General features: G+C 64.5%; 31 protein-coding genes. 22 read left to right on the top strand and 9 right to left on the bottom strand.

All coding sequences use genetic code 11. The features are described 5' to 3' along the window. Positions 1-16 precede the first annotated feature (16 nt). From XI05_RS23740 to XI05_RS23715, 6 genes are all read left to right on the top strand, one after another. On the top strand, positions 17-1,198 hold the full coding sequence (locus XI05_RS23740; protein WP_271506246.1) for an ABC transporter substrate-binding protein: 1,182 nt from the start codon (positions 17-19) through the stop codon (positions 1,196-1,198). 8 nt (positions 1,199-1,206) lie between these two features. Further along, positions 1,207-2,175 (top strand): YVTN family beta-propeller repeat protein, encoded by a 969-nt coding sequence (locus XI05_RS23735; RefSeq protein ID WP_271506421.1) that lies wholly within the window; start codon positions 1,207-1,209, stop codon positions 2,173-2,175. Beyond that, complete coding sequence (locus tag XI05_RS23730) at positions 2,172-2,978, top strand: ABC transporter ATP-binding protein (RefSeq protein WP_271506241.1); 807 nt, start codon at positions 2,172-2,174, stop codon at positions 2,976-2,978. The genes XI05_RS23735 and XI05_RS23730 overlap by 4 nt, the downstream gene beginning before the upstream one ends. Next, positions 2,975-3,823, top strand: coding sequence for an ABC transporter permease (locus tag XI05_RS23725; protein WP_271506238.1), 849 nt, complete (start codon positions 2,975-2,977; stop codon positions 3,821-3,823). The genes XI05_RS23730 and XI05_RS23725 overlap by 4 nt, the downstream gene beginning before the upstream one ends. Continuing rightward, positions 3,820-4,434 (top strand): hypothetical protein, encoded by a 615-nt coding sequence (locus tag XI05_RS23720; RefSeq protein WP_172785562.1) that lies wholly within the window; start codon positions 3,820-3,822, stop codon positions 4,432-4,434. The genes XI05_RS23725 and XI05_RS23720 overlap by 4 nt, the downstream gene beginning before the upstream one ends. A 136-nt stretch (positions 4,435-4,570) precedes the next feature. After that, positions 4,571-4,876 carry a copper-binding protein gene (locus XI05_RS23715; protein WP_172785563.1) on the top strand — a complete coding sequence of 102 codons (306 nt, stop codon included), beginning with the start codon at positions 4,571-4,573 and terminating at the stop codon, positions 4,874-4,876. Between the two features lie 51 nt (positions 4,877-4,927). Here the strand turns inward: XI05_RS23715 and XI05_RS23710 are convergent, their stop codons facing one another. Together XI05_RS23710 and XI05_RS23705 are read right to left on the bottom strand one after the other, a co-directional pair. Continuing rightward, positions 4,928-5,485 (bottom strand): PQQ-dependent catabolism-associated CXXCW motif protein, encoded by a 558-nt coding sequence (locus tag XI05_RS23710; protein ID WP_271506235.1) that lies wholly within the window; start codon positions 5,483-5,485, stop codon positions 4,928-4,930. Next, positions 5,482-6,366 carry a substrate-binding domain-containing protein gene (locus XI05_RS23705; protein WP_271506230.1) on the bottom strand — a complete coding sequence of 295 codons (885 nt, stop codon included), beginning with the start codon at positions 6,364-6,366 and terminating at the stop codon, positions 5,482-5,484. Before XI05_RS23705 ends, XI05_RS23710 begins: the two co-directional genes overlap by 4 nt. Positions 6,367-6,492: 126 nt before the next feature. Here XI05_RS23705 and XI05_RS23700 point away from each other — a divergent pair, with 126 nt between their 5' ends. Beyond that, the gene (locus tag XI05_RS23700) at positions 6,493-7,416 is read left to right on the top strand and encodes a quinoprotein relay system zinc metallohydrolase 2 (RefSeq protein WP_271506228.1); all 924 of its coding nucleotides are present in this window, start codon (positions 6,493-6,495) and stop codon (positions 7,414-7,416) included. A gap of 54 nt (positions 7,417-7,470) precedes the next feature. Then, positions 7,471-8,289: a quinoprotein dehydrogenase-associated SoxYZ-like carrier gene (locus XI05_RS23695; protein WP_271506225.1), complete on the top strand. Its 819-nt coding sequence runs from the start codon at positions 7,471-7,473 to the stop codon at positions 8,287-8,289. Between the two features lie 80 nt (positions 8,290-8,369). Here XI05_RS23695 and XI05_RS23690 read toward each other — a convergent pair whose 3' ends face one another. Further along, entirely contained in the window at positions 8,370-8,729 is a 360-nt protein-coding gene (locus XI05_RS23690) for a hypothetical protein (RefSeq protein WP_271506223.1), read from the bottom strand. Positions 8,730-8,816: 87 nt separating this feature from the next. Here XI05_RS23690 and XI05_RS23685 point away from each other — a divergent pair, with 87 nt between their 5' ends. From XI05_RS23685 to XI05_RS23665, 5 genes are read left to right on the top strand one after another with little or no spacing between them, the layout of a single operon-like run. After that, positions 8,817-9,797 carry an ABC transporter substrate-binding protein gene (locus tag XI05_RS23685; RefSeq protein ID WP_271506418.1) on the top strand — a complete coding sequence of 327 codons (981 nt, stop codon included), beginning with the start codon at positions 8,817-8,819 and terminating at the stop codon, positions 9,795-9,797. 1 nt (position 9,798) lies between these two features. Then, complete coding sequence (locus XI05_RS23680) at positions 9,799-10,536, top strand: ABC transporter permease (protein ID WP_271506221.1); 738 nt, start codon at positions 9,799-9,801, stop codon at positions 10,534-10,536. After that, positions 10,526-11,254 (top strand): ABC transporter ATP-binding protein, encoded by a 729-nt coding sequence (locus tag XI05_RS23675; RefSeq protein WP_172785570.1) that lies wholly within the window; start codon positions 10,526-10,528, stop codon positions 11,252-11,254. The genes XI05_RS23680 and XI05_RS23675 overlap by 11 nt, the downstream gene beginning before the upstream one ends. A 48-nt stretch (positions 11,255-11,302) precedes the next feature. Then, entirely contained in the window at positions 11,303-12,112 is an 810-nt protein-coding gene (locus XI05_RS23670) for a pentapeptide repeat-containing protein (RefSeq protein WP_271506218.1), read from the top strand. 25 nt (positions 12,113-12,137) lie between these two features. Beyond that, positions 12,138-12,485 (top strand): hypothetical protein, encoded by a 348-nt coding sequence (locus XI05_RS23665; RefSeq protein WP_172785572.1) that lies wholly within the window; start codon positions 12,138-12,140, stop codon positions 12,483-12,485. A 22-nt stretch (positions 12,486-12,507) separates the two neighbouring features. On the opposite strand, the gene XI05_RS23660 is transcribed toward XI05_RS23665, so the two are convergent. The 5 genes from XI05_RS23660 to XI05_RS23640 form a co-directional block, all read right to left on the bottom strand. Next, positions 12,508-12,717 (bottom strand): hypothetical protein, encoded by a 210-nt coding sequence (locus tag XI05_RS23660; RefSeq protein WP_172785573.1) that lies wholly within the window; start codon positions 12,715-12,717, stop codon positions 12,508-12,510. Between the two features lie 225 nt (positions 12,718-12,942). After that, positions 12,943-13,812, bottom strand: a complete 870-nt coding sequence (locus XI05_RS23655; protein WP_271506215.1) for a hypothetical protein — start codon at positions 13,810-13,812, stop codon at positions 12,943-12,945. 228 nt (positions 13,813-14,040) lie between these two features. Continuing rightward, positions 14,041-14,121: a pyrroloquinoline quinone precursor peptide PqqA gene (pqqA, locus tag XI05_RS23650; protein ID WP_008562446.1), complete on the bottom strand. Its 81-nt coding sequence runs from the start codon at positions 14,119-14,121 to the stop codon at positions 14,041-14,043. Positions 14,122-14,339: 218 nt separating this feature from the next. Continuing rightward, positions 14,340-14,675, bottom strand: a complete 336-nt coding sequence (locus tag XI05_RS23645; protein WP_172785575.1) for a hypothetical protein — start codon at positions 14,673-14,675, stop codon at positions 14,340-14,342. A 135-nt stretch (positions 14,676-14,810) separates the two neighbouring features. After that, positions 14,811-15,203: a calcium-binding protein gene (locus tag XI05_RS23640; RefSeq protein WP_172785576.1), complete on the bottom strand. Its 393-nt coding sequence runs from the start codon at positions 15,201-15,203 to the stop codon at positions 14,811-14,813. A gap of 287 nt (positions 15,204-15,490) precedes the next feature. Here XI05_RS23640 and XI05_RS23635 point away from each other — a divergent pair, with 287 nt between their 5' ends. From XI05_RS23635 to XI05_RS23610, 6 genes are all read left to right on the top strand, one after another. Continuing rightward, positions 15,491-17,155 (top strand): methanol/ethanol family PQQ-dependent dehydrogenase, encoded by a 1,665-nt coding sequence (locus XI05_RS23635; RefSeq protein ID WP_271506210.1) that lies wholly within the window; start codon positions 15,491-15,493, stop codon positions 17,153-17,155. 10 nt (positions 17,156-17,165) lie between these two features. Then, complete coding sequence (locus tag XI05_RS23630) at positions 17,166-17,522, top strand: c-type cytochrome (RefSeq protein ID WP_271506207.1); 357 nt, start codon at positions 17,166-17,168, stop codon at positions 17,520-17,522. Continuing rightward, a complete protein-coding gene (locus tag XI05_RS23625; RefSeq protein WP_271506204.1) occupies positions 17,519-18,448 on the top strand; it encodes a substrate-binding periplasmic protein in 930 nt (309 codons plus the stop codon). The genes XI05_RS23630 and XI05_RS23625 overlap by 4 nt, the downstream gene beginning before the upstream one ends. A 250-nt stretch (positions 18,449-18,698) precedes the next feature. After that, positions 18,699-19,718, top strand: coding sequence for an FUSC family protein (locus XI05_RS23620; protein ID WP_271506202.1), 1,020 nt, complete (start codon positions 18,699-18,701; stop codon positions 19,716-19,718). A 111-nt stretch (positions 19,719-19,829) separates the two neighbouring features. Then, positions 19,830-20,819: a Bug family tripartite tricarboxylate transporter substrate binding protein gene (locus tag XI05_RS23615; protein WP_271506200.1), complete on the top strand. Its 990-nt coding sequence runs from the start codon at positions 19,830-19,832 to the stop codon at positions 20,817-20,819. A gap of 124 nt (positions 20,820-20,943) precedes the next feature. Beyond that, entirely contained in the window at positions 20,944-21,369 is a 426-nt protein-coding gene (locus tag XI05_RS23610) for a hypothetical protein (RefSeq protein ID WP_212255262.1), read from the top strand. Positions 21,370-21,419: 50 nt separating this feature from the next. Here XI05_RS23610 and XI05_RS23605 read toward each other — a convergent pair whose 3' ends face one another. After that, a complete protein-coding gene (locus XI05_RS23605; RefSeq protein ID WP_271506197.1) occupies positions 21,420-22,388 on the bottom strand; it encodes a helix-turn-helix domain-containing protein in 969 nt (322 codons plus the stop codon). 513 nt (positions 22,389-22,901) lie between these two features. Between XI05_RS23605 and xoxF5 the strand changes: the two genes are divergently transcribed. From xoxF5 to XI05_RS23590, 3 genes are all read left to right on the top strand, one after another. Beyond that, positions 22,902-24,707 (top strand): lanthanide-dependent methanol dehydrogenase XoxF5, encoded by a 1,806-nt coding sequence (xoxF5, locus tag XI05_RS23600; RefSeq protein ID WP_212255260.1) that lies wholly within the window; start codon positions 22,902-22,904, stop codon positions 24,705-24,707. A gap of 80 nt (positions 24,708-24,787) precedes the next feature. After that, positions 24,788-25,309: a c-type cytochrome, methanol metabolism-related gene (locus tag XI05_RS23595; protein WP_271506194.1), complete on the top strand. Its 522-nt coding sequence runs from the start codon at positions 24,788-24,790 to the stop codon at positions 25,307-25,309. A gap of 60 nt (positions 25,310-25,369) precedes the next feature. After that, on the top strand, positions 25,370-26,479 hold the full coding sequence (locus tag XI05_RS23590) for an S-(hydroxymethyl)glutathione dehydrogenase/class III alcohol dehydrogenase (RefSeq protein WP_027574628.1): 1,110 nt from the start codon (positions 25,370-25,372) through the stop codon (positions 26,477-26,479). Positions 26,480-26,497: the final 18 nt, after the last annotated feature.

The following is a 26,497-nucleotide window of genomic DNA, read 5'->3' as shown; positions in this document are numbered from 1 at the left end:
ATCGTCTGGAGGAAACATGATCCGATGGTTGGCCGGCCTGATCGGCTTTGGTCTTGCGGCGACGAGCGCGCTTGCGGCCGATCCCATCACGGTCGGCGTCGGCTATCTCGGAATCGCCGGCACCCGATCGACGCTGTCGCTGGTCGAGCAGCCCGCCGAGAATGACGGCGTCGCCGGCGCGCGCCTTGCCATCGAGGACAACAACACCACCGGGAAATTCACCGGCCAGCGCTTCACGCTGGAGGAGCGCCGCATCAGGGAAGGCGAGGACGTGGCGCAGGCTGCGACCGCGCTCGCCGAGAAGAACGGCTTCATCATCGCCGACCTCCCCGCCGATGCGCTTCTGAAGGCCGCGGACGCCCTGCGCGATCGCGGCACGCTGCTGTTCAACGCCGGCGCGATCGACGAGCGGCTGCGCGAGGCCGATTGCCGTGCCAACGTCATCCACACCGCGCCGACGCGCGCGATGCTGGCGGACGCACTCGGCCAATATCTGGTGTGGAAGAAGTGGTCGCGCTGGCTGCTGGTGGTCGGCTCGCACGACGAGGACAGGCTGTTCGCCGATGCGCTCCGGCGAACCGCTGCGCGGTTCGGCGCCAAGATCGTGCAGGAGCGGACCTTCGAGGACAAGGGCGGCGCGCGGCGCACCGATAGCGGCGTGACGCAGATCCAGCGCCAGATTCCTGTCTTCACGCAACAGGCGCCGGCCTATGACGTGCTGGTTGCCGCCGACGAGAGTGAGGTGTTCGGCGCCTATCTGCCCTATCGCACCTGGGATCCGCGTCCGGTCGCCGGCTCGGCCGGCCTCGTGCCGCGCAGCTGGGACGCATCGCAGGACCAATGGGGCGCGATCCAGATGCAGAACCGCTTCATCAAGCTGAATGCGCGGCGGATGACCGCGCTCGACATGCAGGCCTGGACGGCGGTGCGCATGATCGGCGAAGCCACCTCGCGCACCAATTCCGGCGAGGTCAAGAAGGTCACCGATTTCATCAAGGGCCCGGATTTCTCCGTCGCCGCCTTCAAGGGCACGCGGCTGACCTTGCGCGACTGGAATTGGCAGCTGCGCCAGCCGATCCTCCTGGTCGACGGCCGCATGGTGGTATCGGTGTCGCCGCAGGAAGGCTTCCTGCACCAGGTCTCCGAGCTCGACACGCTCGGCTACGATCGCCCGGAGAGCAAATGCAAGTTGAAGTGAGGACGCGGATGTCGCGCATGTGGCGTGTTGGGCTTCTCTCTGGACTGGCGCTTGCGGCGGCGCCCGCGCATGCTTTCATCGCCTATGTCTCGAACGAGAAGAGCAACACGGTCTCGGTGATCGATACCGACAGCTGGACCGTGACCAAGACCATCAAGGTCGGCCAGCGTCCGCGCGGCATCGATTTCACCCGCGACGGCAAGTTCGTGATGGTCGCGGTCGGTGACGACGACACCATCCAGGTGATCGACACCAAGACGCAAAGCGTGGTGGACAGCCTGCCCTCCGGACCCGACCCCGAGCTGTTCGCGCAGGATGCCGCCGGAAAGATCCTCTATGTCGCGAACGAGAACGACAACACGGTGACGGTGATCGACCTCGAGAAGCGCACCCGGCTCGGCGATATCCAGGTCGGCGTCGAGCCCGAGGGCATGACCATCAGCCCGGACGGCAAGACGCTGATCAACACGTCCGAGACGACCAACATGGCGCATTTCATCGACACGTCGTCGCGCCAGATCGTGGCCAACGTGCTGGTCGACGCGCGGCCGCGCTTTGCCGAGTACAAGCACGATTCTTCGGAAGTCTGGGTGTCCTCGGAGATCGGCGGCACCGTCTCGATCATCGACCCCGGGAAGCACGAGGTGATCGGCAAGGTCACGTTCGAGATCCCGGGCCTGCGGAAGGAGGCGATCCAGCCGGTCGGGATCGGCATGACCAAGGACGACAAGACCGCCTTCGTCGCGCTCGGCCCCGCCAACCGCATCGCCGTAGTCGATGTCGCCTCGCGCAAGGTGACGAAATATCTCCTGGTCGGGCAGCGGGTCTGGCACATGGCGTTCACGCCGGACGAGAAATATTTGCTCACCACCAACGGCGTGTCGAACGACGTCTCCGTCATCGACATCGCCGCGCAGAAGGTGATCAAGACCATTCAGGTGGGCGAACTGCCCTGGGGCATTGCGATCGCGCCATGACCAGCCCTGCCCCGATCGCCGAACCGCAGCAGACGCCGAGACCGGGAGCGGCCACGGTCCCGGCGTTGTCGATCGAGGGCGTCAGCCATGCCTATGGTCCGCGGCGCGCATTGACGGACGTGTCCTTCAACGTACAGCCCGCGAGCTTCACTGCGCTGCTTGGGCTCAACGGTGCCGGCAAGAGCACGCTGTTCTCGCTGATCACGCGCCTGTTCGGCATTCAATCCGGCCGCGTCGGCATTTTCGGTCATGACATCAGCAAGAGCCCCGGCGAGGCGCTGCGGCTGCTCGGGGTGGTGTTCCAGCCGCGCACGCTCGATCTCGACCTGTCGCTGACGCAGAACCTGCTCTATCACGCCGCGCTGCACGGCATCGGCCGCCGCGACGCTTCGGCGCGCAGCGCCGAGCTGCTCGGCCGCATCGGCCTTGCCGATCGCGCTGCGAGCAAGGTGCGCGACCTCTCGGGCGGACAGATGCGGCGGCTGGAGATCGCGCGGGCGCTGCTGCATCGGCCGCGCCTCTTGCTGCTCGACGAGCCGACCGTCGGCCTCGACGTCAAGGCACGCGCCGACATCATCAGCCATGTCCGCCAGCTCGTGACCGAGCAAGGCATCGGCGTGCTCTGGGCCACGCACCTGTTCGACGAGATCATGCCCCGCGACGATCTCGTGGTGCTGCACCAAGGCAAGGTGCTGGCGCAGGGGCCGATGAGCCGCGTCGTCGCCGAGGCCGGTGCGCAGGACGTCAACACCGCCTTCATGCGCCTGACCGGCGCGCAAGTAATGCCGGGAGGCGGCGCATGAGCAGCATCACAACGCGCGAGGCGCCGCGGGGATTTTCGCTCGCCGAGTACATGACCTGCCTCAGCGGCATCGTCTGGCGCGAGGGCCTGCGCTTCCTGCATCAGCGTGAGCGCTTCGTCTCGGCGCTGGTGCGGCCCTTGGTGTGGCTGTTCATCTTTGCCGCCGGCTTCCGCCAGGTGCTCGGCATCTCCATCATCCCGCCCTACGAGACCTACATCCTCTACGAGGTCTATATCGCGCCCGGGCTGATGGCGATGATCCAGCTCTTCAACGGCATGCAGTCCTCGCTGTCGATGGTCTATGACCGCGAGATGGGCAACATGCGAACGCTCCTGGTCAGCCCGCTGCCGCGTGGATTCCTGTTGTTCTGCAAGCTGCTTGCGGGCACCGCGGTATCGCTGCTCCAGGTCTATGCGTTCCTGCTGATCGCCTGGCTCTGGGACATCACCCCGCCGCCCCAGGGCTATCTCACCGTGCTGCCGGCGCTGATCCTGTCGGGGCTGATGCTGGGCTCGCTCGGCATGCTGATCTCGTCGGGCATCAAGCAGCTGGAGAACTTCGCCGGTGTCATGAACTTCGTGATCTTCCCGATGTTCTTCGCCTCCTCCGCGCTCTACCCGCTCTGGCGGGTGCAGGAGGGCAGCCCCTATCTCTACTATCTGTGCGAGGCCAATCCGTTCACCCATGCGGTCGAGCTGATCCGCTTCGCGCTGTATGGCCAGGTCAACTGGATCTCGCTGGCGGGGGTCGCGACTTGCACAATCGTCTTCATGATCGGCGCGATCCTGGCCTATGATCCCTCGCGCGGGCTGGCGCGACGCGGGCCTGCGGGAGGCGAAGGATGATTGTTCGAGTTCTGGCCAGTGCTGTCCTGGTGCTCGCTGTTGCGAGCACGGCGGCGCACGCCGCCGATCCCCGCTATCCCGACTGGCCGTGCACCCAGGCCAAGGTGCCGGAGATTTCGCTGGCCGCCGTGTGGGCCGGTCCGCCGCTCGACGACGTCCAGAACAGATGGAAGGACGACGCCAGGATCAGCGCGCTGGTCGCAAAGCTGGCGGCGCGCAAGACGCCGCTGGATGAGGCGGAAAAGCTGGTGAAGGAGTTTCTCGCAGGTTCCGCCGCCGACAAGAGTGCGAACGCCAGGCTGCTGTTCGCCGGCCTGTTCGACACGCTCAACGCCCAGCGCTCCCAGGTCATGAACGGGCTCGAACGCGTCAGCCGCAAGCAGCGCGATGCCGCCGACAAGATCCGCGAAGAGACGATTCAGCTCCAGGCCCTGCAAGGGGCCACACCGCGTGACGAGGCGAAGGTCGAGGCGCTCAGCAACGAGCTGATCTGGAAGACCCGGATCTTCGAGGACCGCCACAAGGTGGTGCGCTTCGTCTGCGAGGTTCCAACCTCGATCGACCAGCGCCTGTTCGCGCTCGGACGCGTGATCCAGCAGGAAATGGAATAGCGTCAGTTGGGCTGACGGCTCGCGGAAAGTTCCCACAATCGCCTCAGCAACGTTAACCTTTCGCCGCGCTATCTGCCGGAACCAAATCGATTTATGATGGCTTGTCGAAGTGAACTCCAGACGTCGGGAGGCCTCGATGGGAACCACAAGATTCATGTTCGCGGGCGCCGCGGTCCTTGGCATGCTCGCAACCAGCGCCTTCGCTGACGACATGACCGGGATGATCACGCGGATCGATCGGCTCAATGGCACGATCTCGATCCAGCAGACGCAGAAGGGAACGGTCGGCGCCAGCACCGGCAGCGCCGGCGCGCTGCAGGAGTACAAGGCCAAGGATGCCGCGATGCTGGACGCCGTCCATGCCGGCGACAGGGTGAGCTATTCTGCGACCGAGACCAACGGTACGGGCACGTTGACGAAGTTGCAGAAGCAGAAGCCGTAACACCGTCTTTCGTCTCCCGCGCAGGGACAGGCAGAGCACTTCGCCCAATCGTTACTGGTCCGGGCGCGGTTCCGGTTGCGCTTCCTCGGTCGGAAGTTTTGCTCCCTCCCAGCCGTCGGTGCCGTCGGGATACCAGGCGATGTTGGAATAGCCGTAAGCCAATGCGCGCCTGGCTGCGTTCCAGGACATCCAGCAATCGGCGAGGCAATAGATCACCAGCAGCGCGGCCTTGTCGCCGCGCGAGGCGCGCGCAAGGCCACGCTGGAGATAATCGTCCATGGCGGGCGGCAGGTTGCCGTAGCCGGTGTCCGGCAGCCAGAGGCTGCCCGGAATGTTCCTGCGCGGCGCATCGCGCCACACCGTGCCCGCAGGCAGGTTCTTCGGCTTCGGCGGGCGCGGCATCACATCGACGAAAGTGCCGCTGCTCGCGCGCCAGATCGCCTCCGCCTCCGCGGTCGTGAGCACCCGCGCGCCAGCGAGCGTCGCCGGCACCGGCGCGCGATAATTGTCGGTGCGATAGCCCTCGGGCTCGAACGGCTCCTGCTGCTGCGCCAACGCCGGGGCCACGAGCAGGGCAACGACGAACGCCGCGGCTAGCGGCCGGCTCACGGCGCCTTCTTGGCCGTCTCCGCGCCGAGCGGCCGATTGCTCTCGTCCAGCAGCGGCACGCCGAAATCGAGCAGGATCTTGTTGATCTCGCCCTGGTTCTCCTGGATGACGCGGTTGAGCTGCCGCTTCCAGTTCTGGTCGGCGGGACGCACGCCCATGCCGATGCGATAGACCAGCTTCGGCCCGGTGGTCTCCTTCACCAGCGGCGTGACGTGCAGCGAGGAGCCGGCCTTCTTCGCATAATAGCCGGCCATCGGTCCCCAGAGCACGCCGGCGTCGATCTTGCCGGCAGTGAGGTCCTCGATCATCGCCTGCGCCGAATTGTCGAAGCGCGTGTCGATCATCAGCGGATACGGTTTGGCGTCGCCCATCAGGCCCGCCAACGCCATATTCGTCGCCGGCGGCGTACCGGCGACGATGCCGATATGCTTGCCCTTCAGGCGCGCGTCCTCCAGCGTGTCGACGTCCTCGAGCCCGCTGCCGGTCTTCGCGACCAGTGCATAGGTCGTGCGATAATAGGGATTGGTGCCCTGCACCAGGTCGTCGCCCTGCGGGAAGCCCATGATGACGTCGCAGCGATGTGCGCCCAGCGTCATCCGCACGAAACCGGTGGCTTGCGGAAAGAAGACGTAGTCGAGCTTCTTCTGCAGCTTGTCCGCCAGGAACTCGGCGAGCTTATTCTCGAAGCCTTCGCCCTTCTCGTTGGAGAAAGGCAGGTTGCGCGGGTCGGCGCAGACGCGCAGTACCTTCGGGTCGACCAGCTCGAACGAGAGATCGCCGGTCTCGTTGGTCTGCGCGAAGGCGACATCGCCGAACGCACAGGATGCGATCACGATCCAGAGTGAAAACCACCAGCGACGATGTCGTCCGGCCTGCGTCATCGCGCTTCCTCCTCGTTTTGTTTGGATGTTATCCATGCAACGCATGACGCGCCACGTGTGCCAACTTTTGCCGGCTTTGCTTTGTTGCAGTGCAATGAGGCCGATACTTTGAACTGAGGCGGAAAAGTGTCTCGCATCGCTCTCGTGATCGCAGCCTTGTCCCTGGTAGCAGCGACGCTAGCACGCGCCGGGACGGCCGAATTGCCTGTGAGCGAAGTCGCGCCGGGAATCTTCCTACACTCCGGGACCATCGCGCTGATGAGCCGCGAGAATGAGGGCGACATCGCCAATGTCGGCTTCATCGTGGGAGATGACGCGGTGGCCGTGATCGACACCGGCGGCAGCCTGCGCGAAGGCGAGGCGCTGCTGGCGGCGGTGCGCGCGCGCACGCAAAAGCCGATCCGCTATGTCATCAACACCCATGGCCATCCCGACCATGTCTTCGGCAATGCTGCCTTCGCGGCGGAGGGAACCAGCTTCGTCGGCCACAGCAAGCTGCCGCAGGCGCTAGCGACCCGCGGGCCGTTCTATCTCGACAATTTCAGACGCATCATGGGCGCCGAGTTGATCGATCCCGTGAAGATCGTGCCGCCGACCCTGCTCGTGACGGACACGCTCACGCTCGATCTCGGATCGCGCCGCTTGACCCTGCGGGCATGGCCGGCCGGGCACAGCGACAACGATCTGACCGTGTTCGACGAGACCACCAAAACCCTGCTTGCCGGCGATCTCGTCTTTCTTCGCCACATTCCGGTGATGGACGGCAGCATTCGCGGCTGGCTCGCCACGCTGAAGGAGTTGGAGACGATCCCGGCGCTGCGCATTGTTCCCGGTCACGGCCCTGTGAGCGACTGGCCTGCGGCGCTGAGCGATCAACGGCGTTACCTGTCAACGCTGCTGTCCGACGTCCGCACACTCAACAAGAAAGGCGTGCCGATCCGCGCCGCTGCGGACAAGGCTGCCGCGGAGGAGCGGCCGCACTGGCAGCTGTTCGAGGACTACAACGCCCGCAACGCAACTGCAGCATTTTCGGAAATTGAATGGGAGTAGCGGGCGCGCTACGCTGGCAGGAGATCAGCTTCGCTTGATCCGAGGAGCATGACCATGACGGGATGCACACGCCGCCTGCCCCTGATTGCCCTGCTCCTCGGCATCGCCTTCGCCGTGCCGACGCAAGCGGAAGAGGCCTACGATCCCTGGCCGGGCCTGGTGCAGGACATCTTCAGCAACCGGCCGATGAACGACGGCGCCGAGGTGATCGGCATCGAGATGCCCTATCGCGCCGAGGATGCGGCCATCGTGCCGGTGACGCTGCGCAGCAAGCTGTCGCCCGCAGATAGCCGCCGCATCCGTTCGATCACGCTGGTGATCGACCGCAACCCCGCACCGATGGCCGCGAAGTTCGAGCTCGGCCCGGAGGCCAATGTCACGGAAATCTCGACCCGCGTGCGCGTCAACAATTACACCGACGTGCACGCCGTGGCCGAGCTCAGCGACGGCCAGCTCTACGTCTCGAAAGTCTATGTGAAGGCCTCCGGCGGCTGCTCGGCCCCGGCAGCAAAGAACGTGGAGGAAGCCAAGAACCGGCTCGGCCAGATGCGCTACCGGCAATTCGCCCGTGAGGACGGTCCGGCCAGCCGGTTGCGCGAAGCGCAGATCATGATCGGCCATCCCAACAATTCCGGATTGCAGATGGACCAGGTCACGCAGCTCTATATCCCCGCCTTCTTCATCAACCAGCTCAAGCTGACGCAGGACGACAGCCCCGTGCTGTCGATGGAAGGCGGCATCTCGATCTCGGAAGATCCCAACCTGCGCTTCACCTATGTCTCCAACGGCGCCAAGCGTTTCCGCGCGGAAGCGAAGGACACGGACGGGCACGTGTTCCGCAATGAATGGGACGTGGAAAAGCCGGGGACATAGCTGCGTTTCTCGCGGTCATTCCGGGGCGGTTCGCAGATTCCGGGTTCGATCTTCACATCGTCCCGGAATGACGGTGTAAATCAAAAACACCTCACCTCGGCTTCCGCTTGCGCGCGCCTCAGGTCATTCACCGCCGAGTTGGCCTGCTCCGAGGTGCGAAACTGCACGCCGAGATTGCCGCGCACTTGCGACATGCTGAGCGCGGTCTCGGCGGTAACATAGCGCTCGTAGGGCATGATCGAGGCGACCACGTCGATGGAGCAGGAACATTGCTCGATCGCGGACCGCGTCTCGCCATTGGCCTTCATGCAGCCATAGACGTATTCGGCGCGCGCCGCGGTGGGATAATCATTGGCCTCTTCGGCCCCTGCCGCGCATACGCTCGCAGCGAGCGCTGTCAACGCGGCGACAATCGGTCGTAGCCGTCCGGCCAGATTCATGCGCGTCCTCCCGCTGGTTGCGACCAAGGCTATGCTATGCGTATTGTGCTGAAAAGCACTCTGTCAGAGGAAACGGCTCACAAGGTGATGAGAGTTTTGGCACGAATATCGGCGCTCGCAACGGCGCTGACGCTGACGCTGGCCGCACCGGCCGGCGCCGCGGACACGATCCGCCTTGCGGTGCAGAAGACCGGAACATTCTCGTGGGAGCTGGCCGCGATCCGCAGCGCCGGCCTGGACAAGGAGGCCGGCCTGTCGCTGGAGGTCACCGAGCTCGCGAGCACCGAGGCCGGCAAGATCGCGATGCGCGCCGGCAGCGCCGACGTCATCCTGTCGGACTGGCTGTGGGTGTCACGCGAGCGCGCGCTCGGTGCCAAGCTCACCTTCTATCCCTATTCCAGCGCGCTCGGCGCCGTGATGGTGCCGGCCAATTCGCCGATCAAGACGCTTGCCGACCTCAAGGGCCGCAAGCTCGCGGTCGCCGGCGGGGCGATCGACAAGAGCTGGCTGCTGCTGCAGGCGCGGATGAAGCAGGACGGCATCGACCTGAAGTCGGAGGCAACCATCGTCTATGGCGCCCCGCCCTTGATCGCTGCCAAGTCGCTGGACGGCGAGATGGATGCGAGCCTCAACTTCTGGAATTTCTGCGCCCAGCTCGAAGCCAAGGGTTTTCGCCGCCTCGCCGGGATCGAGGAGATCTTGCCGAAGCTGGGCGCCAAAGGCGCGGTCGCCGCAGTCGGCTATGTCTTCGACGAGAGCTGGGCCGCGAGCCATAAGGAGGCGGTCGCGCGGTTCATCGCGATGACCCGCAAGGCCAAGGAGCTGCTGACGACCTCGGATGCGGCCTGGGACAAGGTCGCGCCGCTCACCGGCACGACCGATCCTGCCCTGCTCAAGACCTACCGCGACCGCTACCGCGACGGCATTCCGCGCCGGAGCATCGATGACGAGGAAACGGACGCGCGCGTGCTCTACCGCGTGCTGGCCGAGATCGGCGGCCGCGAGCTCGTCGGTCCCGCAGCCGAGCTCGACCCCGGCACCTTCTATCACGCGGTCCCCGGAGACTGAGGTGCTGCGCCTGCTCTCGTTCGCCCTGTTCCTCGCGATCTGGTGGATTGCCGCGCTCATCGTCGGCGGCGCAAAGCTGCCCTCCCCGCCGGCGGTGCTTCAGGTGATGATCGCGGAAGCATCGAGCGGCGCGTTGTTCCTGCATCTCGGCGCCACGCTGGCGCGCGTCGCGCTCGCCTTCACGCTGGCAATGTCGCTCGGCAGCGCCATCGGCTATTTGATGGGCCGGGTCAAGCTCGCCGACCGGCTCGGCGATCCCTGGCTGATCCTGCTGCTCAACCTGCCCGCATTGGTCGTGATCGTGCTGGCCTATATCTGGGCTGGCCTCACCGAGGCCGCCGCGATCGCGGCGATCGCGATCAACAAGCTGCCGACCGCCATCGTCACCTTGCGCGAGGGCACGCGCGCACTCGACCGTTCGCTCGACGAGATGGCGAGCGTGTTCGCGATGCCGCGCTGGCGCGCCTTCCGCCACGTCGTGCTGCCGCAGCTTGCGCCCTATATCGCGGCCTCCGCCCGCTCCGGCCTGTCGCTGGTGTGGAAGATCGTGCTGGTCGCCGAGCTGCTGGGACGGCCCAACGGCGTCGGCTTCGAGATCGGCGTCGCCTTCCAGCTGTTCGACACGCCGCGGCTGCTGGCCTATTCCCTGACATTCGCCGCCGTCGTACTCGTCATCGAAACCTTGCTGGTGCAGCCGTTCGAAGCCCACGCAAACAGGTGGCGGCCCCGTGCGGCTTGAGGTCGACATCACGGGCAAGACCTTCCGGAGTGCCGCGGGCGGAACGCACGAGGTGCTGGCACCGGTCAAATTCGCGCTGCAATCCGGTGAGGTCGGCGTGCTGATCGGCCCGTCCGGCTGCGGCAAGAGCACGATGCTGCGCATCATCCTCGGACTGGACCACGACTTTGCAGGCCACGTCGCGCGACCGCCGCAGGCGCGGATCGGCATGGTGTTCCAGGAGCCGCGCCTGTTGCCGTGGCGCTCGGTCGAGCAGAATGTAAGGCTGGCTGCACCCGGTGTCGCCGATGCCAAGCTCGCCGAGCTGTTCAAAATCCTGGAGCTGGAAGCGCATCGCAACCATTATCCCGGTGAACTCTCGTTGGGTTTGGCCAGGCGCGTGGCGCTCGCCCGCGCCTTTGCCGTCGAGCCGGATATTCTCGTGCTCGACGAACCGCTGGCATCGCTCGATGACGCTCTCGCCGGACGGCTGCGCGATGAGATTGCAACGCTCGTCGCGAGCCGGCCAGTGATGACGCTTTTGGTGACACACAGCCTGGACGATGCAGTGCGCCTGGGCGACCGGCTGTTCTTCCTGTCGCCGCGACCGGCGCGGATCGTGGCCGAGGTGCCTATCGGCATCCCGCGCGGCACACGCGGCGAGGCCGAGATTGCGGCGATCAAGGCCAGCCTCGCCCAACGAACTCAAGGCGACCGCACTGAGCGAGATGCCTCATAGCCGCTCGCCTGGCGGACGTGCTAGATTAGGCCGGCGGCGGAGCTGATGATGACACGGACAGTCGCCTTCGCAACGCTTGGTCTTGCAGCGCTTAGCCTCGCACTGGTTGCGATGACGGCGGGCGCGCAGGACATGATGCGTGGCGTCGACCTCACCTCCCCCGCGATGGTCTCGGCTGAAATGACGAGGCCGGAGGTCGAGGCCATGTTGGCCAAAGCGAGCCCAAAGCAGCCTGCCGATTTCACCGGCAAACGCCTGTCGGGTCTCGATCTCTCCGGGCTGGACCTGTCCAACACGGTTCTCCGCGCCGCGCGGCTCAACAAGACAATACTTCGAGACGCCAGGCTGGACGGTGCGATCCTCGATCAGGCGTGGCTGCTGGATGCGGATCTTACCGGCGCAAGCCTGAAGGGCGCCAATCTGTTCGCCTCGCAAATGGCCCGCGCGCGTCTCGACGGCGCGAACCTGTCAGGAGCGCGCATCGCTGCCGACCTCACCGGCGCAAGCCTGGTCGGCGCCTCGATCGCGGACGCGCATCTTGGCGCCGATATGCGCAACCAGTCGATGGGGCTGATGCGCGCGGTGCTGAGATCCGCCAAGCTGGAACGGCTGAACGCGCGCAACGCCGATTTGTCGCGCGTCGACCTCGAATTCGCAGTCCTCAGGGGCGCCGATCTGAGCGGCGCATCACTGAAAAACGCCCAACTCGGCGGAGCCGATCTGACCGGCGCCATCGTCATCGACGCCGATTTCGACGGCGCCGATCTCGTCTCGGCGAAGCTGATCGCACCGAACGGCCTTGACCGCGCCAAGAATTTCGACAAGGCAAAGAACCGCGAGCGCCTGATCAGGGAATGACGGCGCCCTTTGGGAGGACTGGCTGATGCGTGGGGTTCTTGCTTTGATCGCGTTGTTGACGCTTGCCGGCGAAGCCGCCGCGCAGACCAAGAGCAAGGGCATAAGGCTCTGGAATCTCACGACGGAGACGATCTCCGGCTTCCAGCTCTCCCCCGCCGGCAGGACCGACTGGGGTCCGAACCAGTGCCTGAACGACAAGGACAAGGAGGTCGACCACGACGAGCGGCTGCGCATCACCGGCATCGAGCCCGGCCGCTACGACGCCAAGGTCAGCTATCCCAATGCCCGGCAGTGCATCGTCCGCGACATCGAGATCAAGGCCGACGCGGTGTTCTCGATCGCCGACAAGGATTTGAAGGACTGCAGCAAGTAGCGCTTGAATCGATTCTTGCAGCTCACGCCTTGTCGTTCGGGTGCGGATATTCGCAGCGCCACCGTACGGCCTGCCATTTCGGATGCTCGCCGATCCATTGCGCGATATAGGGCGGCGCGGCCATGACGCATTGGCGGGGCGACCCGGAATAGTTGAACACCAGATGCTGCTCTTCGCAGGTCGCAGGCGAGAGCACCGCACACACAGTCACCACCAGGTCAATCGGGTTCATGCCGGGATCCTCTCGCAAGGGGCCATGCAGAGATTAGCACATGGAGCTACGCCCCAAGGAGGGGGAAGTTTCAAAGCGCCGAAGCCTCGCCATGGCCGAGACTTTTGGCCCGGCCATCCACGCCTTGCCTCGTGGAACAAAGAACGTGGATGCGTGGGCCTTCGCCTCGCCGAAGCGGCTTCGGCCGCGCAGGCGGGACAAGCCTGGGTATGACGACCTTCCGCGCTAGAAATTCACGCCGAACACCAATCGCGCCTGATGCCGCTCGAAATTGACGAGATCGAGATTGCCGCCTAAGCCGGCCGGGCGCCCCCAGGCCTGCAGGCTCCAGCTCATGGTGAGCCGGGAGTGCTCGGAGAGCTGGAAATAGGCGGTGGGGCCGACAAACAGGGCCTGGCCCGAGAACTCACCGAGGCCGATGCCCTCATATTGCCGGAAGTAGCGCATCTCGCCGCCGAGCAGCACATTGGGGCGCACCCGCACCAGGCCGGCGAACGCGGCGCCGATCGTCGAGCTCCTCTCGGATGCCCCTCCAATCTCGAAGCGCGCCCATTCCGGCTGGTAGATCAGGTTGAGGGCGCCGATGGCGAAGTTCGGGATCAGTTCGCGGTCGAAGGCGAGCGTGAATTCGGTGCCGTACATCCGCCCTTTCGCGCCGCTGGTCTCGTCGATGCGGTCGCCGTGAAGCTCGGCAGCAATCGTCAGGCCGAATGGCGCGCGCTCGCGGTTGAGCAGGCGATAGCGCAGGTCGAGCGAGACGCCCTGGAAGTTGAACTGGCGGCGATCGTCGATGTCAGGGACGCCGGTGATGTCGTGCAAGCTGGCGGTGCCGCCGACTTCGATACGAAAATTCGGCAGCGGCACCACCTCGATCTCGAGCTCCTGCGCGAGGGCGCGATAGGCCACCCCGCCTTTGCCGAAGCGCCCCGTCGTCTGGCTCTGGAATTCGCGCTCGCCGACATTGCCGACATCGGTCCCGATCATGAAGCCGAAGATGTGCTCGGTATCAAAGCCTTCCTCGGCGCTGGTGCGTGCCGGCGCCAGCACGATCGCGCACCCGATCACCAACCAGAACTTGCAGGCTCTGCCGCCCATGCCGTGCCCCAAAGGCGCGCGCCGCTGTGATGCGGCAGCAGCGCTGACCGAGCACCAGCGTAACACACTGACGCGGAGCATGGTCGAGATTTTGCGGAAGAGAATTGAAGCTCCTGCACATGCGGCTTTGGTGTCGATCCGCAAAGCACAGAGCACGGCGAGGCGTTGATCCGACACTGCCACGGCGACGACGGCGTTCGCCATCGAAGCCGCAGCAGGTCGTCGGTCTTACTTGCGCGAAGCGCAGGCGTACATGTTGATTTCCATGCCGACCGGCACTTCCACGATCTTCGGAGCTTTCCAAGCCATTCGGGTCTCCCAAGGTATTGAGCGCGACATCGCGCGGCGAAAAACCTAGGGCTGCCTCAAGGGCAGTTCAAGCCTCGATTCGTCTGCCGAGCGCGTCTGTGCCGATTCTTCGCGGCCACATTTCTCTCTCGGACAAAGCAAGTTCCCTCTTGGTCAAGCACGACCAGCGAGACACTGCCTTGTGCAACGCACCGCGCGTCGAATCGACAAGGGTGTCGTCAGCAGCCCTTGTCGGCCATTTCCGCATTCGGCTTGGCGCCTGCGGCGCGCTGAGCCGCCGTCGGCTCGCTCTGCATTTGCCGCTGTGCATCCTCTGACGATGCCGGCGATTCACCGCTGGCACGATTCATCGTGCTGGTCGGCGGATGCTGGCTGGTATCGCTCGCCGAGCCGGACGTGTGCGATTGTGCGGAGCCCACGGTGACCGGACCAGAACCCGCATCCTTGTCAGTGCTGGCGCTGCCGGTGTTGCACGGGCCGGCGACCGCAATCCCGGCGCTCAGCGTCAGGATTGCGCAGGCAGCAAGAATGGAACGCTTCGTGTTCATCTGCATCTCCTCTTCTCCCGCCGCGCAGCCCCGGCGACGGCAGGACATGCGGAGAAACAGGCCGAGCGGCCCGATGTTCCCGAGCGTCAGACCGGAATGGTCGCAAACATTGCGCCCGTCATGTCCGTTCCATCGCGGCGTTCACCGGAGCAATCGCACGAGCGCGCGACCGGCGCGCGAGTTCAGCTCCTTCGCGTCCAGCGTTCCGTCCTTGTCGGGATTCGCTGCGTTGAAGCGCTGCTCGACCACCGACAAATATTCGTCGAGGGTGAGGGTCCCGTCGCGGTCAGGATCGGCGGCGGCGAGTTCTTTCGCGCTCAACCGTCCACGCAATTCGCGTGCATCGAGCGTGCCGTCGTGATCGGGATCGAGCTTTGCGAACGTGGCGGCGGCGGCCTTCTTCACTTCGGGAAGATCAAGCGTGCCGTCATTGTCGGTGTCGAACATCTTGACCGCATTGGCGGAGGCCGACCAAGCCGGACCGGCGGACAGTGCAATCACAAGTGCAAGGGCAATTGAGCGAGCCGAAATCATCGAGACCTCCCTGACCTAGAGCCCCCGGATCGATGGGGGCAGAGCCGACATAAATCCACAAGCCGACCTCGGTTCAAGTCCCGACCTGCAACTTGCGCGCGCCACAACCTTCGCGTCGCGGAATTTCTCAGCGTCTGCGCACAAGTTCGAGTTGTCTTGTCAGGTTTCCGTCAGGTGACCGCCAACGATATCGGCACGACACATTCGACTTTCGTATTGACGCGTTTTGGTTTCCGACAGAGTGTTGCAGTCGCGGCGTCAAAAGGCGCGCATATTGGGAGGAACGGATGAAACGCTTTGCGATGGCCGCGAGCCTCGTCATGCTTGCGTCAACCTGTGCAAATGCACAAACCACCGAGCAGCTGGTCAAGGGTGTGACCGACACGTCGAACGTTCTCAATTATGGAATGGGCTACAATCTCCAGCGCTTCTCGACGCTGAAGCAGATCAACAAGGACACCGTCAAGAACCTCGTCCCGGTCTGGAACTATTCATTCAACGACGATCGCAGCGAGGAATCGCAGCCGCTGGTGTACCAGGGCGTAATCTACGTGACCTCGCACAACGCGACGATGGCGGTCGATGCCAAGACCGGCAAGCAGATCTGGAAGACCAAGGTCGAGTACCCCGCCGAGACCCCGCGCATCGTCTGCTGCGGCATCATCAACCGCGGTGCCGCGCTCTTCGACGGCAAGGTATTTCGCACCACGCTCGACGCGCACGTGATCGCGCTCGACGCCAAGAACGGCAAGGAGCTGTGGCGGCAGAAGGCGGCCGACATCAAGGAAGGCTATTCGATGACGGTGGCCCCGCTGGTTGCCGACGGCGTCGTCATCACAGGAATCTCCGGTGCCGAATTCGGCACGAGGGGCTTCATCGACGGCTGGGATCCGGCAACGGGCAAGCACCTCTGGCGGACCCACTCGATCCCCTCGCCGGACGAGCCCGGCGGCGACACCTGGAAGGGCGACACCTGGAAGCTCGGCGGCGGCTCGACCTGGATCACCGGTTCTTATGACGCCGAGCTAAACACGGTCTATTGGGGCATCGGCAATCCCGGCCCGTTCAACTCGGCGGTGCGCCCCGGCGACAATCTCTACACCTGCTCCGTGCTGGCGATGGATCCCAAGACCGGCAAGATCAAGTGGCACTACCAATTCTCGCCGAACAACCCGTTCGACTACGACGCCGTGGCCGAGATGGTGCTCGCCGACGTGAACGTCGAGGGAAAGCCGACCAAGGCGCTGATGAATGCCAACCGCAACGGCTTCTTCTACGTGCTCGACCGCACCAACGGGAAGCTGCTCGCCGCCAATCCTTACGTGAAGGTGAATTGGGCGACCGGCATCGACATGAAGACCGGACGCCCGGTCGAGACCGACGTTTCCAAGGACGCGCGCGAGGGCAAGAAGGTCACGGTCTATCCGTCGATCCTCGGCGGCAAGAATTGGGAGCCGATGTCGTTCAATCCGCAGACCGGCCTCGCCTATGCCAACACGCTCAATTTCGGCGGCAAGTACAAGGCGGAGCCCGTCACCTTCAAGCAGGGTGAATGGTATCTCGGCATGGACCTGTCCGATCCCTGGCAGTTCGACGATGGTCCGCGCGGCTACCTCAAGGCCATCGACCCCATGACCGGCAAGGCCAAGTGGGAGGCGCCGAGCGACATTCCGCGCTTCTCGGGCGTGCTGTCGACGGCCGGGGGCGTCGTGTTCTCGGGTCAGCTGACCGGCGAGTTCGAGGCCTTCGACGCCGACACCGGCAAGAAGCTCTGGCAGTTCCAGACCGGGTCCGGCATCGAGGGACAGCCGGTGACCTGGCAACAGGACGGCGTGCAATACGTCGCGGTGACCAGCGGTTATGGCGGCGTCTACTCGTTGTTCTCCGGCGACGAGCGGCTTGCCAACGTGCCGCCCGGCGGCTCGCTGTGGGTCTTTGCGGTCAAGCAGTAACCACGGCACGATGCTGATAGACGTATCACACAAGACGGTGGCGACGATCGCCACCGTCGCGGTGCTGACGGTCGCGCTTGCGGCGACCGTTCGCGCTGCGGATGACGCAACCGGCAATCCCTTGCAGGCGCAGATCGACCACGGCAAGTCGACCTATGCCGAAAAATGCTCGCACTGCCACGGTCCCAACCTGATGAACTCCGGCACCATCACGCCGGACCTGCGCGTCGTCCCCGACGACAAGACGCGCTTCGTCACCACGGTCAAGAACGGCAAGAACAACAAGATGCCGCCCTGGGGCGACATCCTCAGCGACGACGAGATCGGCAACCTCTGGGCCTTCGTCTCCAGCCGGAGAAAGCCATGAGGAGCCGGCGTGTTGCCTGGAGCGTGGCAGCCTTTCTGTCCACGATGGCGTCGGTCGCTCTCGCGGCCGACGATCCCCTGAAGGTCTGTCTCGACGAGGACCGGCCGCCGCTCTCGGTGCATCACCGCGGCAAGCCGGATGCCGGCTTCGACGTGCTGCTGGCGCAGGCGATCGCCGAGCGGCTGGGACGCCCGCTGAAGATCCAGTGGTTCGAGAGCAAGCTGGACGAGGATTCGAGCCCGCCGCTCGAGGCCAACGCGCTGCTCTCGGACGGGCGCTGCTCGCTCGTCGGCGGCTACGCGCTGACGCAGGACTCGCTCGTCGCACCCGGGATGAAGACGGCGCGCCTGCCGGATTTCGCCGGAGCCACGCGCGACGATCGGCGGCGTCGCGTCCCGCTCGGCGTGCTCGCGCCGAGCCAGCCTTACATCTATTCGCCGATGACGGTGGTGCTGGGGCCGAAGGCGCCGCGGCGCAAGATCGGCGACATCGGCGATCTCGCCGGCCTTCGTCTCGTCGTCGAAAGCGGCTCGCTCGGCGACGCGATCCTGATGACCTTCGACAAGGGCCGCCTGATCGACAACATCACGCACCTCGTCCCCGGCCGCGACGATCTCCTCGGCGCGCTCGAACGCGGCGAGCATGACGCGACGCTGATCGATCTTGCCCGCTTCGATGCCCATCGCGCCGCGCACCCTGACACGGCGATCAGGGCGTCCGGCTACTATTATCCGATCGGCGCCAATCGCGGCTATGTCGGGCTCGCCAGCGATGGCGCGCTGATCGAGGCCGTCAACAAGGCGCTGACGGAGCTGACGGCTTCAGGCAGGATCGCCGAATTCGGCAAGCAGGCCGGCCTGACCTATCTGCCGCCGCGCGAGCCCGCGATCCTCGGCGACGTCTGGACGAAGATCATCCAGCGGTAGAGCTGATCGTGGCGAGCGGCAGCACCTCCGTGCACTCCGCTGTCATGCCCCGCGAAGGCGGGGCATCCAGTACGCCGCGGCCCAACGGGTCAATCACAACCGTCACGGAATACTGGATCGCCCGCCCCTGTGCGCAATTGCGCACTAGGCGGGCGATGACAGCGGGGGTATGGCGAGGCCATCGGGCCATACGCAAAGTTCTGCGTCATTCCGTGCTATCCTTGGCATTTCATTCGCCCATCGGTGCCCCGTGAATTCCCCGGCCATCGCCAGCAACCTGCGCGACCTCCTCGCCCGCGAGATCAAGACCCGCGAGCTCTCGCGCGCGCTGATCGTCGTCGGCCCGATCGTCGCCGCCTATTTCATCGCGCGCGAAACGGCGTTGCTCAATCTCGGACTGGTCGCGGTTTCGTTGCTCATTCCGGCGCTGCGGCTGCGTCTGGCGCCAAAAATCGTCGCGTGGCACTACCTTGCCATTCTCGTCACCTTTGCCGCGCTGTTTCTGGCCGCTCCGATCAAGCCGCTCTTCGTAGCGCTGACGGCGCTCGCCGGCTTCCTTGCGGTGGCGGGGACGCGCCATGGCGAGCATTTCCGCACACTCGGCAATTGGGTGTTCATCCCCGCCGTCTATCTCGCCTGCGAGGTGCGGGAAGGTCTCAGTCCGTCCGAGGCGCTACGCCACGCCGGCGTCATCATCGTTTCCTCTCCGGTCGCGCTGGCGCTGGTCTGTGCCATCCAGATCTATGACCAGCGGCGGCACGGCGGCACCGGGGTGGCTTCGTTCGGGCCAGCCGCCGCCGAGTGGTTTCTACCCGCGCTCGCGACCGCCATGGCGGTGTTCGCATCAGCAGCGCTGGTCGAGATCCTCGACCTCGCGCAGGGGCAATGGGTGATGTGGTCGGCCGCAAGCGTCGTCGTCGGCGATCTCGCCGCCTCCACCGACAAGCTGAAGCAGCGCGCGATCGGCGCTTTTCTCGGCGTGCCGCTGGGCTTTGTCACAGGCCTTGCCCTGCCGCAAAGCCGCATCGGCTACGCAGTGGCGGTTCTCGCAGCCACCCTCACGCTGATCTCGTTCTCCCGCTATGTCGTCGGCTTCGGCCTGCGCTGCTTCTTTATCGCGCTGGCGGCGTCCTTTGCCGGCGGCGCCAGCGGGATCGCCGAGGAGCGCATTGTCAACGTGCTGATCGGCGGCACGTTCGGTCTTATCGCAGTAGCCCTGACGGAGATCGTTTGGCCGTGGCTGATACAGAAGGCACGAACCTCCGGGTGATCAGCGAATAGGCACCGCGCAAGCCAATCGAATGCGCCAATCTGTCTCGCCTGCGGCGCATGGCAGCGACGGCCTGATGCAGTAGGTTCGGCAAAAATCCGGGAGAGAATCATGTCCGCCAAGCTCGATCGCCGCCACTTCATCGCCGCCGGTACCAGCGCATTCGCAATGCCGTTCGTTTCGCGTAGCGCCTCCGCGCAAGGCAGCTGGCCGGCGCGGCAGATTCGCATGATTTGCAGCTATCCGGCCGGCGGCCAGACCGACCTGCTCGCGCGTGCCTATGGCGAGTTCATCTCCAAGCAGGTCGGCAAGACCGTCGTCATCGAGAACAAGCCCGGCGCCGCCGGCGCGATCGGCACGGCGGAGGTCGCCCGCGCCGAGCCCGACGGCCACACCATCCTGTGCTCGATTTCGACCACCTACATCATGAACCGGGTGGTGATGAAGAATCCCGGCTACGACATGGACAAGGATCTGACGCTCGTCAGCGTCATTCCTGGCGCGGGCCTGTTGCTGGTCGCGAACCCCAAGACCGGGGTCAAGACGCTGGAGGATTTCGCCGCCTTCGCGCGCAAGAGCGGGAAGGTGAACTTCGGCACCTACAGCGCGGGCTCGGCCCCGCACATGACGATCAACGAGCTCAACAAGCAGTACGCCCTCAACATCGAGCCGGTGCACTACCGCGGCGAGGCGCCGATGTGGACGGGAATGCTGGAAGGCACCCTGGATGCCGCGATGGGCAGCTACACGGCCGCGCAGTCGGTGCTGCAAAGCGACCGCGGCACGGTGTTCGCCGTGCATTCGAAGAAGGTCGAGGCGATCCCGAACGTCAAGACGCTGCCGGAACAGGGCGCGACGTCGAAATTCTTCACCGTGAGCGGGTTCACCGGCTGGGCTGTGCCCAAGGCGACGCCGCAGCCGGTGGTCGATCGCATCGCCGAACTCTGCGTCGCCGCCAACAATGATCCGAAGGTGAAGGAGGTTCTCGCGACCTTCGTGCTCGAACCCGCGATCGGATTCAAGGAAACAAACGCGCTGTACCAGCGCGAGCTGCCGATCTGGATCGAGAGCGCGCAGGCGCTCGGCCTCGAGCCGGCCTGAACTTGGAGCCATGGCCGGCACGCCGGCTGCTCCCACCCCGACCGGAGTCCGACCAAAGCCTAGTGTCGGAGGCGCATTTTCCCGCTATGATTGTGCGCCTCTGCGGACAAGGAAGGTCGATCGCATGACACCGGATGCAGTCGCCGTCGCCGTTATGATCATCCTGCTCTTTCCGATGGGCTATTTCACGCTGGCATCGCCCGCCTTCCTGCTGGTGAGGCTCGATATCCAGCCCGTCGCCCAGTTGCTGCGCGGAATGTTCAACGCCCATTTTCTGGTGATGCGCGTCGCCGGCGCCATTGGAACGGTGGCGCTGCTGCTCGACGGCCGCCTGCTTGCCGCCTTCGGCGTCGGCATGATCACGGCCCTGGCGATCTGGGGCCGCCCCTGGTTCATGCAACGGTTCGACGACCAGCTCAGCGCGCGCGACGCCGGTGACGCCGAGGCCGCGCGTCGGTTACGCCGGCTGCATTGGAGCGGAATGCTGGGAAACGCGGTGCTGCTGGTCGCGCTCGTGGCCGGCATTCCCTATGTCGCCATGCCGGCCTGACAGGCGCGACACCATGCGAGCGTTCGCGTGGAGCATTCGCTTGAGAACGTCTAATGCTCGCCCGAACTCGCCGCGGCCTGCTGGGCCTTGTGGATCGAGGACGGCACCACGCCGAAGTATTTTCGGAACACCCGGCTGAAATGCGATGAGCTGGAGAACCCCCAGGAGAAGGCGACGTCGGTGATGGTCTTGCCGGCGTGGGCCTCGAGCTCCTGGCGGCAGTTCTGCAGCCGCGCCTGCCAGATGTAGTCGCTCACCGTGGTGCCGCGCTCGGAGAACAGCATGTGCAGATAGCGCTTGGAGCAACCGAGCTCGGCCGAGATCTGGTCGATGCACAGATCCGGGTCGCGCAAGTGCTCGCGGATGAAGAACTGCGCGCGCACATACATCGCTTCGGGCCCGACACGATCGAACATCGTGTCGGCCTCGCGCAAAGGCAGCAGCAACAGGTCGATCAGCGAATCGGCAACGCCGACCGCGCTGTTGGCCGACAGCTTTGCCGCCTCGTCGAAGGTGGCATGGACGAAATCGTGGGCGATCCGCCCGGTCCCCGTCTTCGCGGTCAACTTGCAGGCCGGCATCCGCTGCGACGGGAATCCGCGGTCGCGCAGCAGCGCCTTCGGCACGATCACCACGTCGTGACGGGTAAAGGCGGGACTGATGATCGAATGCGGACAGGAGACGTCGTAGGCGATGATGTCGCCGGGGTTGATCTCGATGTGCCGGCCTTCTTGCTCGAAATAAGACACGCCGTAGGTCTGGAAGTGGATTTTTATGTACGGGTGTTCATTGGCTTTGGCGCGCGCCAGCGTGTGCGCGATGCGATGCTGGCTGACCTCGATCTGGCAGAGCTTCAGGCGCGAGACCGTGGTGTAATCGATGCGACCTTCGAGCGAGGACGCCTCCAGCGGATCGACGTCGAAATGCCCGCACAGGCTCGTGAGCCCGTCGATCCAGCTCTGGATCTGCCGCTTCGGCGTCATTCCGGTCGTCGAGAGCGTGTGAATGGTGTCGGACATTAATCCAGCCACTGATTTGATCCGGAGATTCGGCGCGAATCGCAACCAGCGCTGCCGGAGCCCTCAGCCGTGATTGCGTGACGTTTACCTCGCATTTGAGCGGTCTCTTGCAACGAGCGCCATCGTTCCATTGCCACTCTTGAAACTTAATCCTCCGCCTTAGTTGCAGCGCCGTCAAGGGGAACCTGAGCGCAGAGGCGGTCTCAAGGACGCACCGAAGCCGCTGAATTCGCTACTGCAAAATCAAAATCTTCACCTCCGTGCGCTGTCGAGCAAACCGCCTTCTCTCTTGGGCAAGTTTCCCGATGGCGAAGCCGTTAGGGATTGCGGCAGGAACAACAAGAACGGGCCGCTCCTGCACGTGGACCCGTGGCTCTCATCAGGAGGAGGAAACAGCACAGCATCGTTTCTGGTCCCAACGTGACCGCCCTGCACGAGCAGACGCCGGACGAGAAGCCCGGTGATTGAGCAATGCTTCGGAAACAATAAACGAGACCAACGGAGGAATAACCTATGCGCAAGGTGCTACTGGCGACCTATCTCGGCTCCGCGGCGGCTCTCGCCGTCGGCAGCGCCTCAGCCAATGACGAGCTGATCAAGATGTCGCAGAACCCGAAGGACTGGGTGATGCCGGCGGGGGACTATGCCAACACCCGCTATTCCAAGCTGAACCAGATTAACGCTCAGAACGTCGGCAAGCTTCAGGTCGCCTGGACGTTCTCGACCGGCGTGCTGCGCGGCCATGAAGGCGGCCCGCTGATCATCGGCAACGTCATGTACGTCCACACGCCATTCCCGAACAAGGTCTACGCCATTGACCTTTCCAACGAGAACAAGATCATCTGGAAGTACGAGCCGAAGCAGGATCCGAACGTCATCCCCGTGATGTGCTGCGACACCGTCAACCGCGGCCTGTCCTACGGCGACGGCAAGATCATCCTGCATCAGGCCGACACCAACCTCGTCGCACTCGACGCCAAGACCGGCCAGGTGGCCTGGTCGGCGACCAATGGCAATCCTGCGAAGGGCGAGACCGGCACGTCGGCCGCGCTGGTCGTCAAGGACAAGGTCCTGGTCGGCATCTCCGGCGGCGAGTTCGGCGTGCAGTGCCACGTCACCGCATACGACCTCAAGAGCGGCAAGCAGGTCTGGCGCGCCTATTCCGAAGGCCCGGACGACCAGATCAAGTTCGATCCGGCCAAGACGACGGCGCTCGGCAAGCCGGTCGGAGCCGATTCCAGCCTGAAGACCTGGCAGGGCGATCAGTGGAAGATCGGCGGCGGCTGCACCTGGGGCTGGATCTCCTACGATCCCGCTTTGAACATGGTCTATTACGGCTCGGGCAATCCCTCGACCTGGAATCCGAAGCAGCGTCCGGGCGACAACAAATGGTCGATGACCATCTTCGCGCGCGATGCGGACTCCGGCATGGCCAAGTGGGTCTACCAGATGACGCCCCACGACGAGTGGGACTATGACGGCGTCAACGAGATGATCCTCACGGATCAGCAGATCAACGGCCAGCCGCGCAAGCTCCTGACCCATTTCGACCGCAACGGCCTCGCCTACACGATGGATCGCGAGAACGGCGAGCTGCTGGTCGCCGAAAAATACGATCCGAAGGTGAACTGGACCTCCGGCGTCGACATGGACAAGAACTCGCCGACCTACGGCCGCCCGAAGGTGCTCGACGCGGCCTCGACCGACAAGGCCGGCGAGGACGTCAACGTGAAGGGCATCTGCCCGGCCGCGCTCGGTACCAAGGACGAGCAGCCGGCAGCCTACTCGCCGGACACGCAGCTGTTCTACGTTCCGACCAACCACGTCTGCATGGACTACGAGCCGTTCAAGGTGAGCTACACCGCGGGCCAGCCCTATGTGGGTGCGACGCTCTCGATGTATCCGCCGCAGGGTGAAAGCCACATGGGCAACTTCATCGCCTGGGACGGCAAGACCGGCAAGATCGTCTGGTCGAACAAGGAGCAGTTCTCGGTCTGGTCGGGTGCGCTCGCAACCGCCGGCGGCGTGGTGTTCTACGGCACGCTCGAAGGCTACCTGAAGGCGGTCGATGCCAAGTCCGGCAAGGAGCTCTACAAGTTCAAGACTCCCTCCGGCATCATCGGCAACGTCACCACCTATGAGAACAACGGCAAGCAGTACGTTGCCGTGCTCTCCGGCGTGGGTGGCTGGGCCGGCATCGGTCTGGCGGCAGGTCTGACCGATCCGACCGCAGGCCTCGGTGCCGTCGGCGGCTACGCCGCCCTCAGCAATTACACGGCGCTCGGCGGTACGCTGACCGTGTTCTCGCTGCCGAACTAAATCCGTCAGCATCGCTCCGGCGCGTGGATCGCTCCACGCGCCGGCTCGTCTCCACCGAATGCCGGCCGAGGGAAAAGCTCTTGCGTAAAATCTGCTTTGTCATTGCTGCGACGCTCTTGGTTGCGTCCGGAGGAATTGCGGCCGCGGAGGGCCCGGGCGATCCGGCCGCCGTGAAGAAGGAAGAGGACGGAAAGTGGCTCGATAAGGAGGGCAATCCCACCTACAAGATTTCGGCCGAAGGCACCGTGGACTGGTTCACCTATTCCGGATACCGCCGCTATCACTCGGACTGTCATGTGTGCCACGGCCCCGACGGCATGGGATCGACCTACGCGCCGGCGCTGAAGGATTCCGTCAAGTCGATGAGCTACGGCGACTTCCTCGGCGTGGTCGCCTCCGGCCGCAAGAACATCTCGACCGCGCAGGAGAACGTCATGCCGGCGTTCGGCGACAACCCGAACGTCGCCTGCTACATGGACGACCTCTATGTCTATCTCCGCGCGCGCTCCACCGAAGCCTGGGGCCGGCAGCGTCCTTCGAAAAAGGAGGAGAAGACGGAGGCCTACACCAAGGCTGAAGACGCCTGCATGGGCAAGAAATGAACGCTACGAAGGCTGCCAAGACTACTTCTTGGCGTCCGATGCGAATTTGAGGAGCTACCGATGAAGACACGTGCCGCCGTTGCTTTCGAAGCCAAGAAGCCGCTCGAGATCGTCGAGGTCGATCTGGAAGGCCCGAAGGCCGGCGAAGTCCTGGTCGAGATCAAGGCGACGGGCATCTGCCATACCGACGCCTACACGCTCGACGGCTTCGACAGCGAGGGAATCTTCCCGTCGATCCTGGGACATGAGGGGGCTGGCATCATCCGCGAGATCGGCCCGGGCGTGACCTCGGTAAAACCGGGCGATCACGTCATCCCGCTCTACACGCCGGAATGCCGGCAGTGCAAAAGCTGCCTCAGCCAGAAGACCAATCTCTGCACCGCGATCCGCGCGACGCAGGGCAAGGGCGTGATGCCCGACGGCACCAGCCGCTTCTCCTACAAGGGCAAGCCGATCTACCACTATATGGGCTGCTCGACCTTCTCGAACTTCACCGTGCTGCCCGAGATCGCCGTGGCCAAGATTCGCGAGGACGCGCCGTTCGACAAGAGCTGCTACATCGGTTGCGGCGTCACCACCGGCGTCGGCGCCGTCGTCAACACCGCCAAGGTCACGCCGGGCTCCAACGTGGTCGTGTTCGGCCTCGGCGGCATCGGCCTCAACGTCATCCAGGGTGCCAAGATGGCCGGCGCCGACAAGATCATCGGCGTCGACATCAACGATTCCAAGGAGGAATGGGGTCGCAGGTTCGGCATGACCGACTTCGTCAACCCGAAGAAGATCACCGGCGACATCGTTCAGCATCTCGTCGGCCTCACCGACGGCGGTGCCGACTACACCTTCGACTGCACCGGCAACACCACCGTGATGCGCCAGGCACTGGAAGCCTGCCATCGCGGCTGGGGCACCTCGATCATCATCGGCGTCGCCGAGGCCGGCAAGGAGATCGCCACCCGCCCGTTCCAGCTCGTCACCGGCCGCAACTGGCGCGGCACGGCCTTCGGCGGCGCGCGCGGGCGCACCGACGTGCCGAAGATCGTCGACTGGTACATGAACGGAAAGATCCAGATCGATCCGATGATCACCCACGTGCTCAAGCTCGAGGAGATCAACAAGGGTTTTGACCTCATGCACGAGGGCAAATCCATCCGTTCAGTCGTCGTGTTCTAGCTCGAAAACGTCACACCA

Source organism: Bradyrhizobium sp. CCBAU 11357 (assembly GCF_028128865.1).
In the GTDB taxonomy this organism is placed as follows: domain Bacteria; phylum Pseudomonadota; class Alphaproteobacteria; order Rhizobiales; family Xanthobacteraceae; genus Bradyrhizobium.
This window is presented reverse-complemented; position numbering and strand designations above follow the sequence as displayed.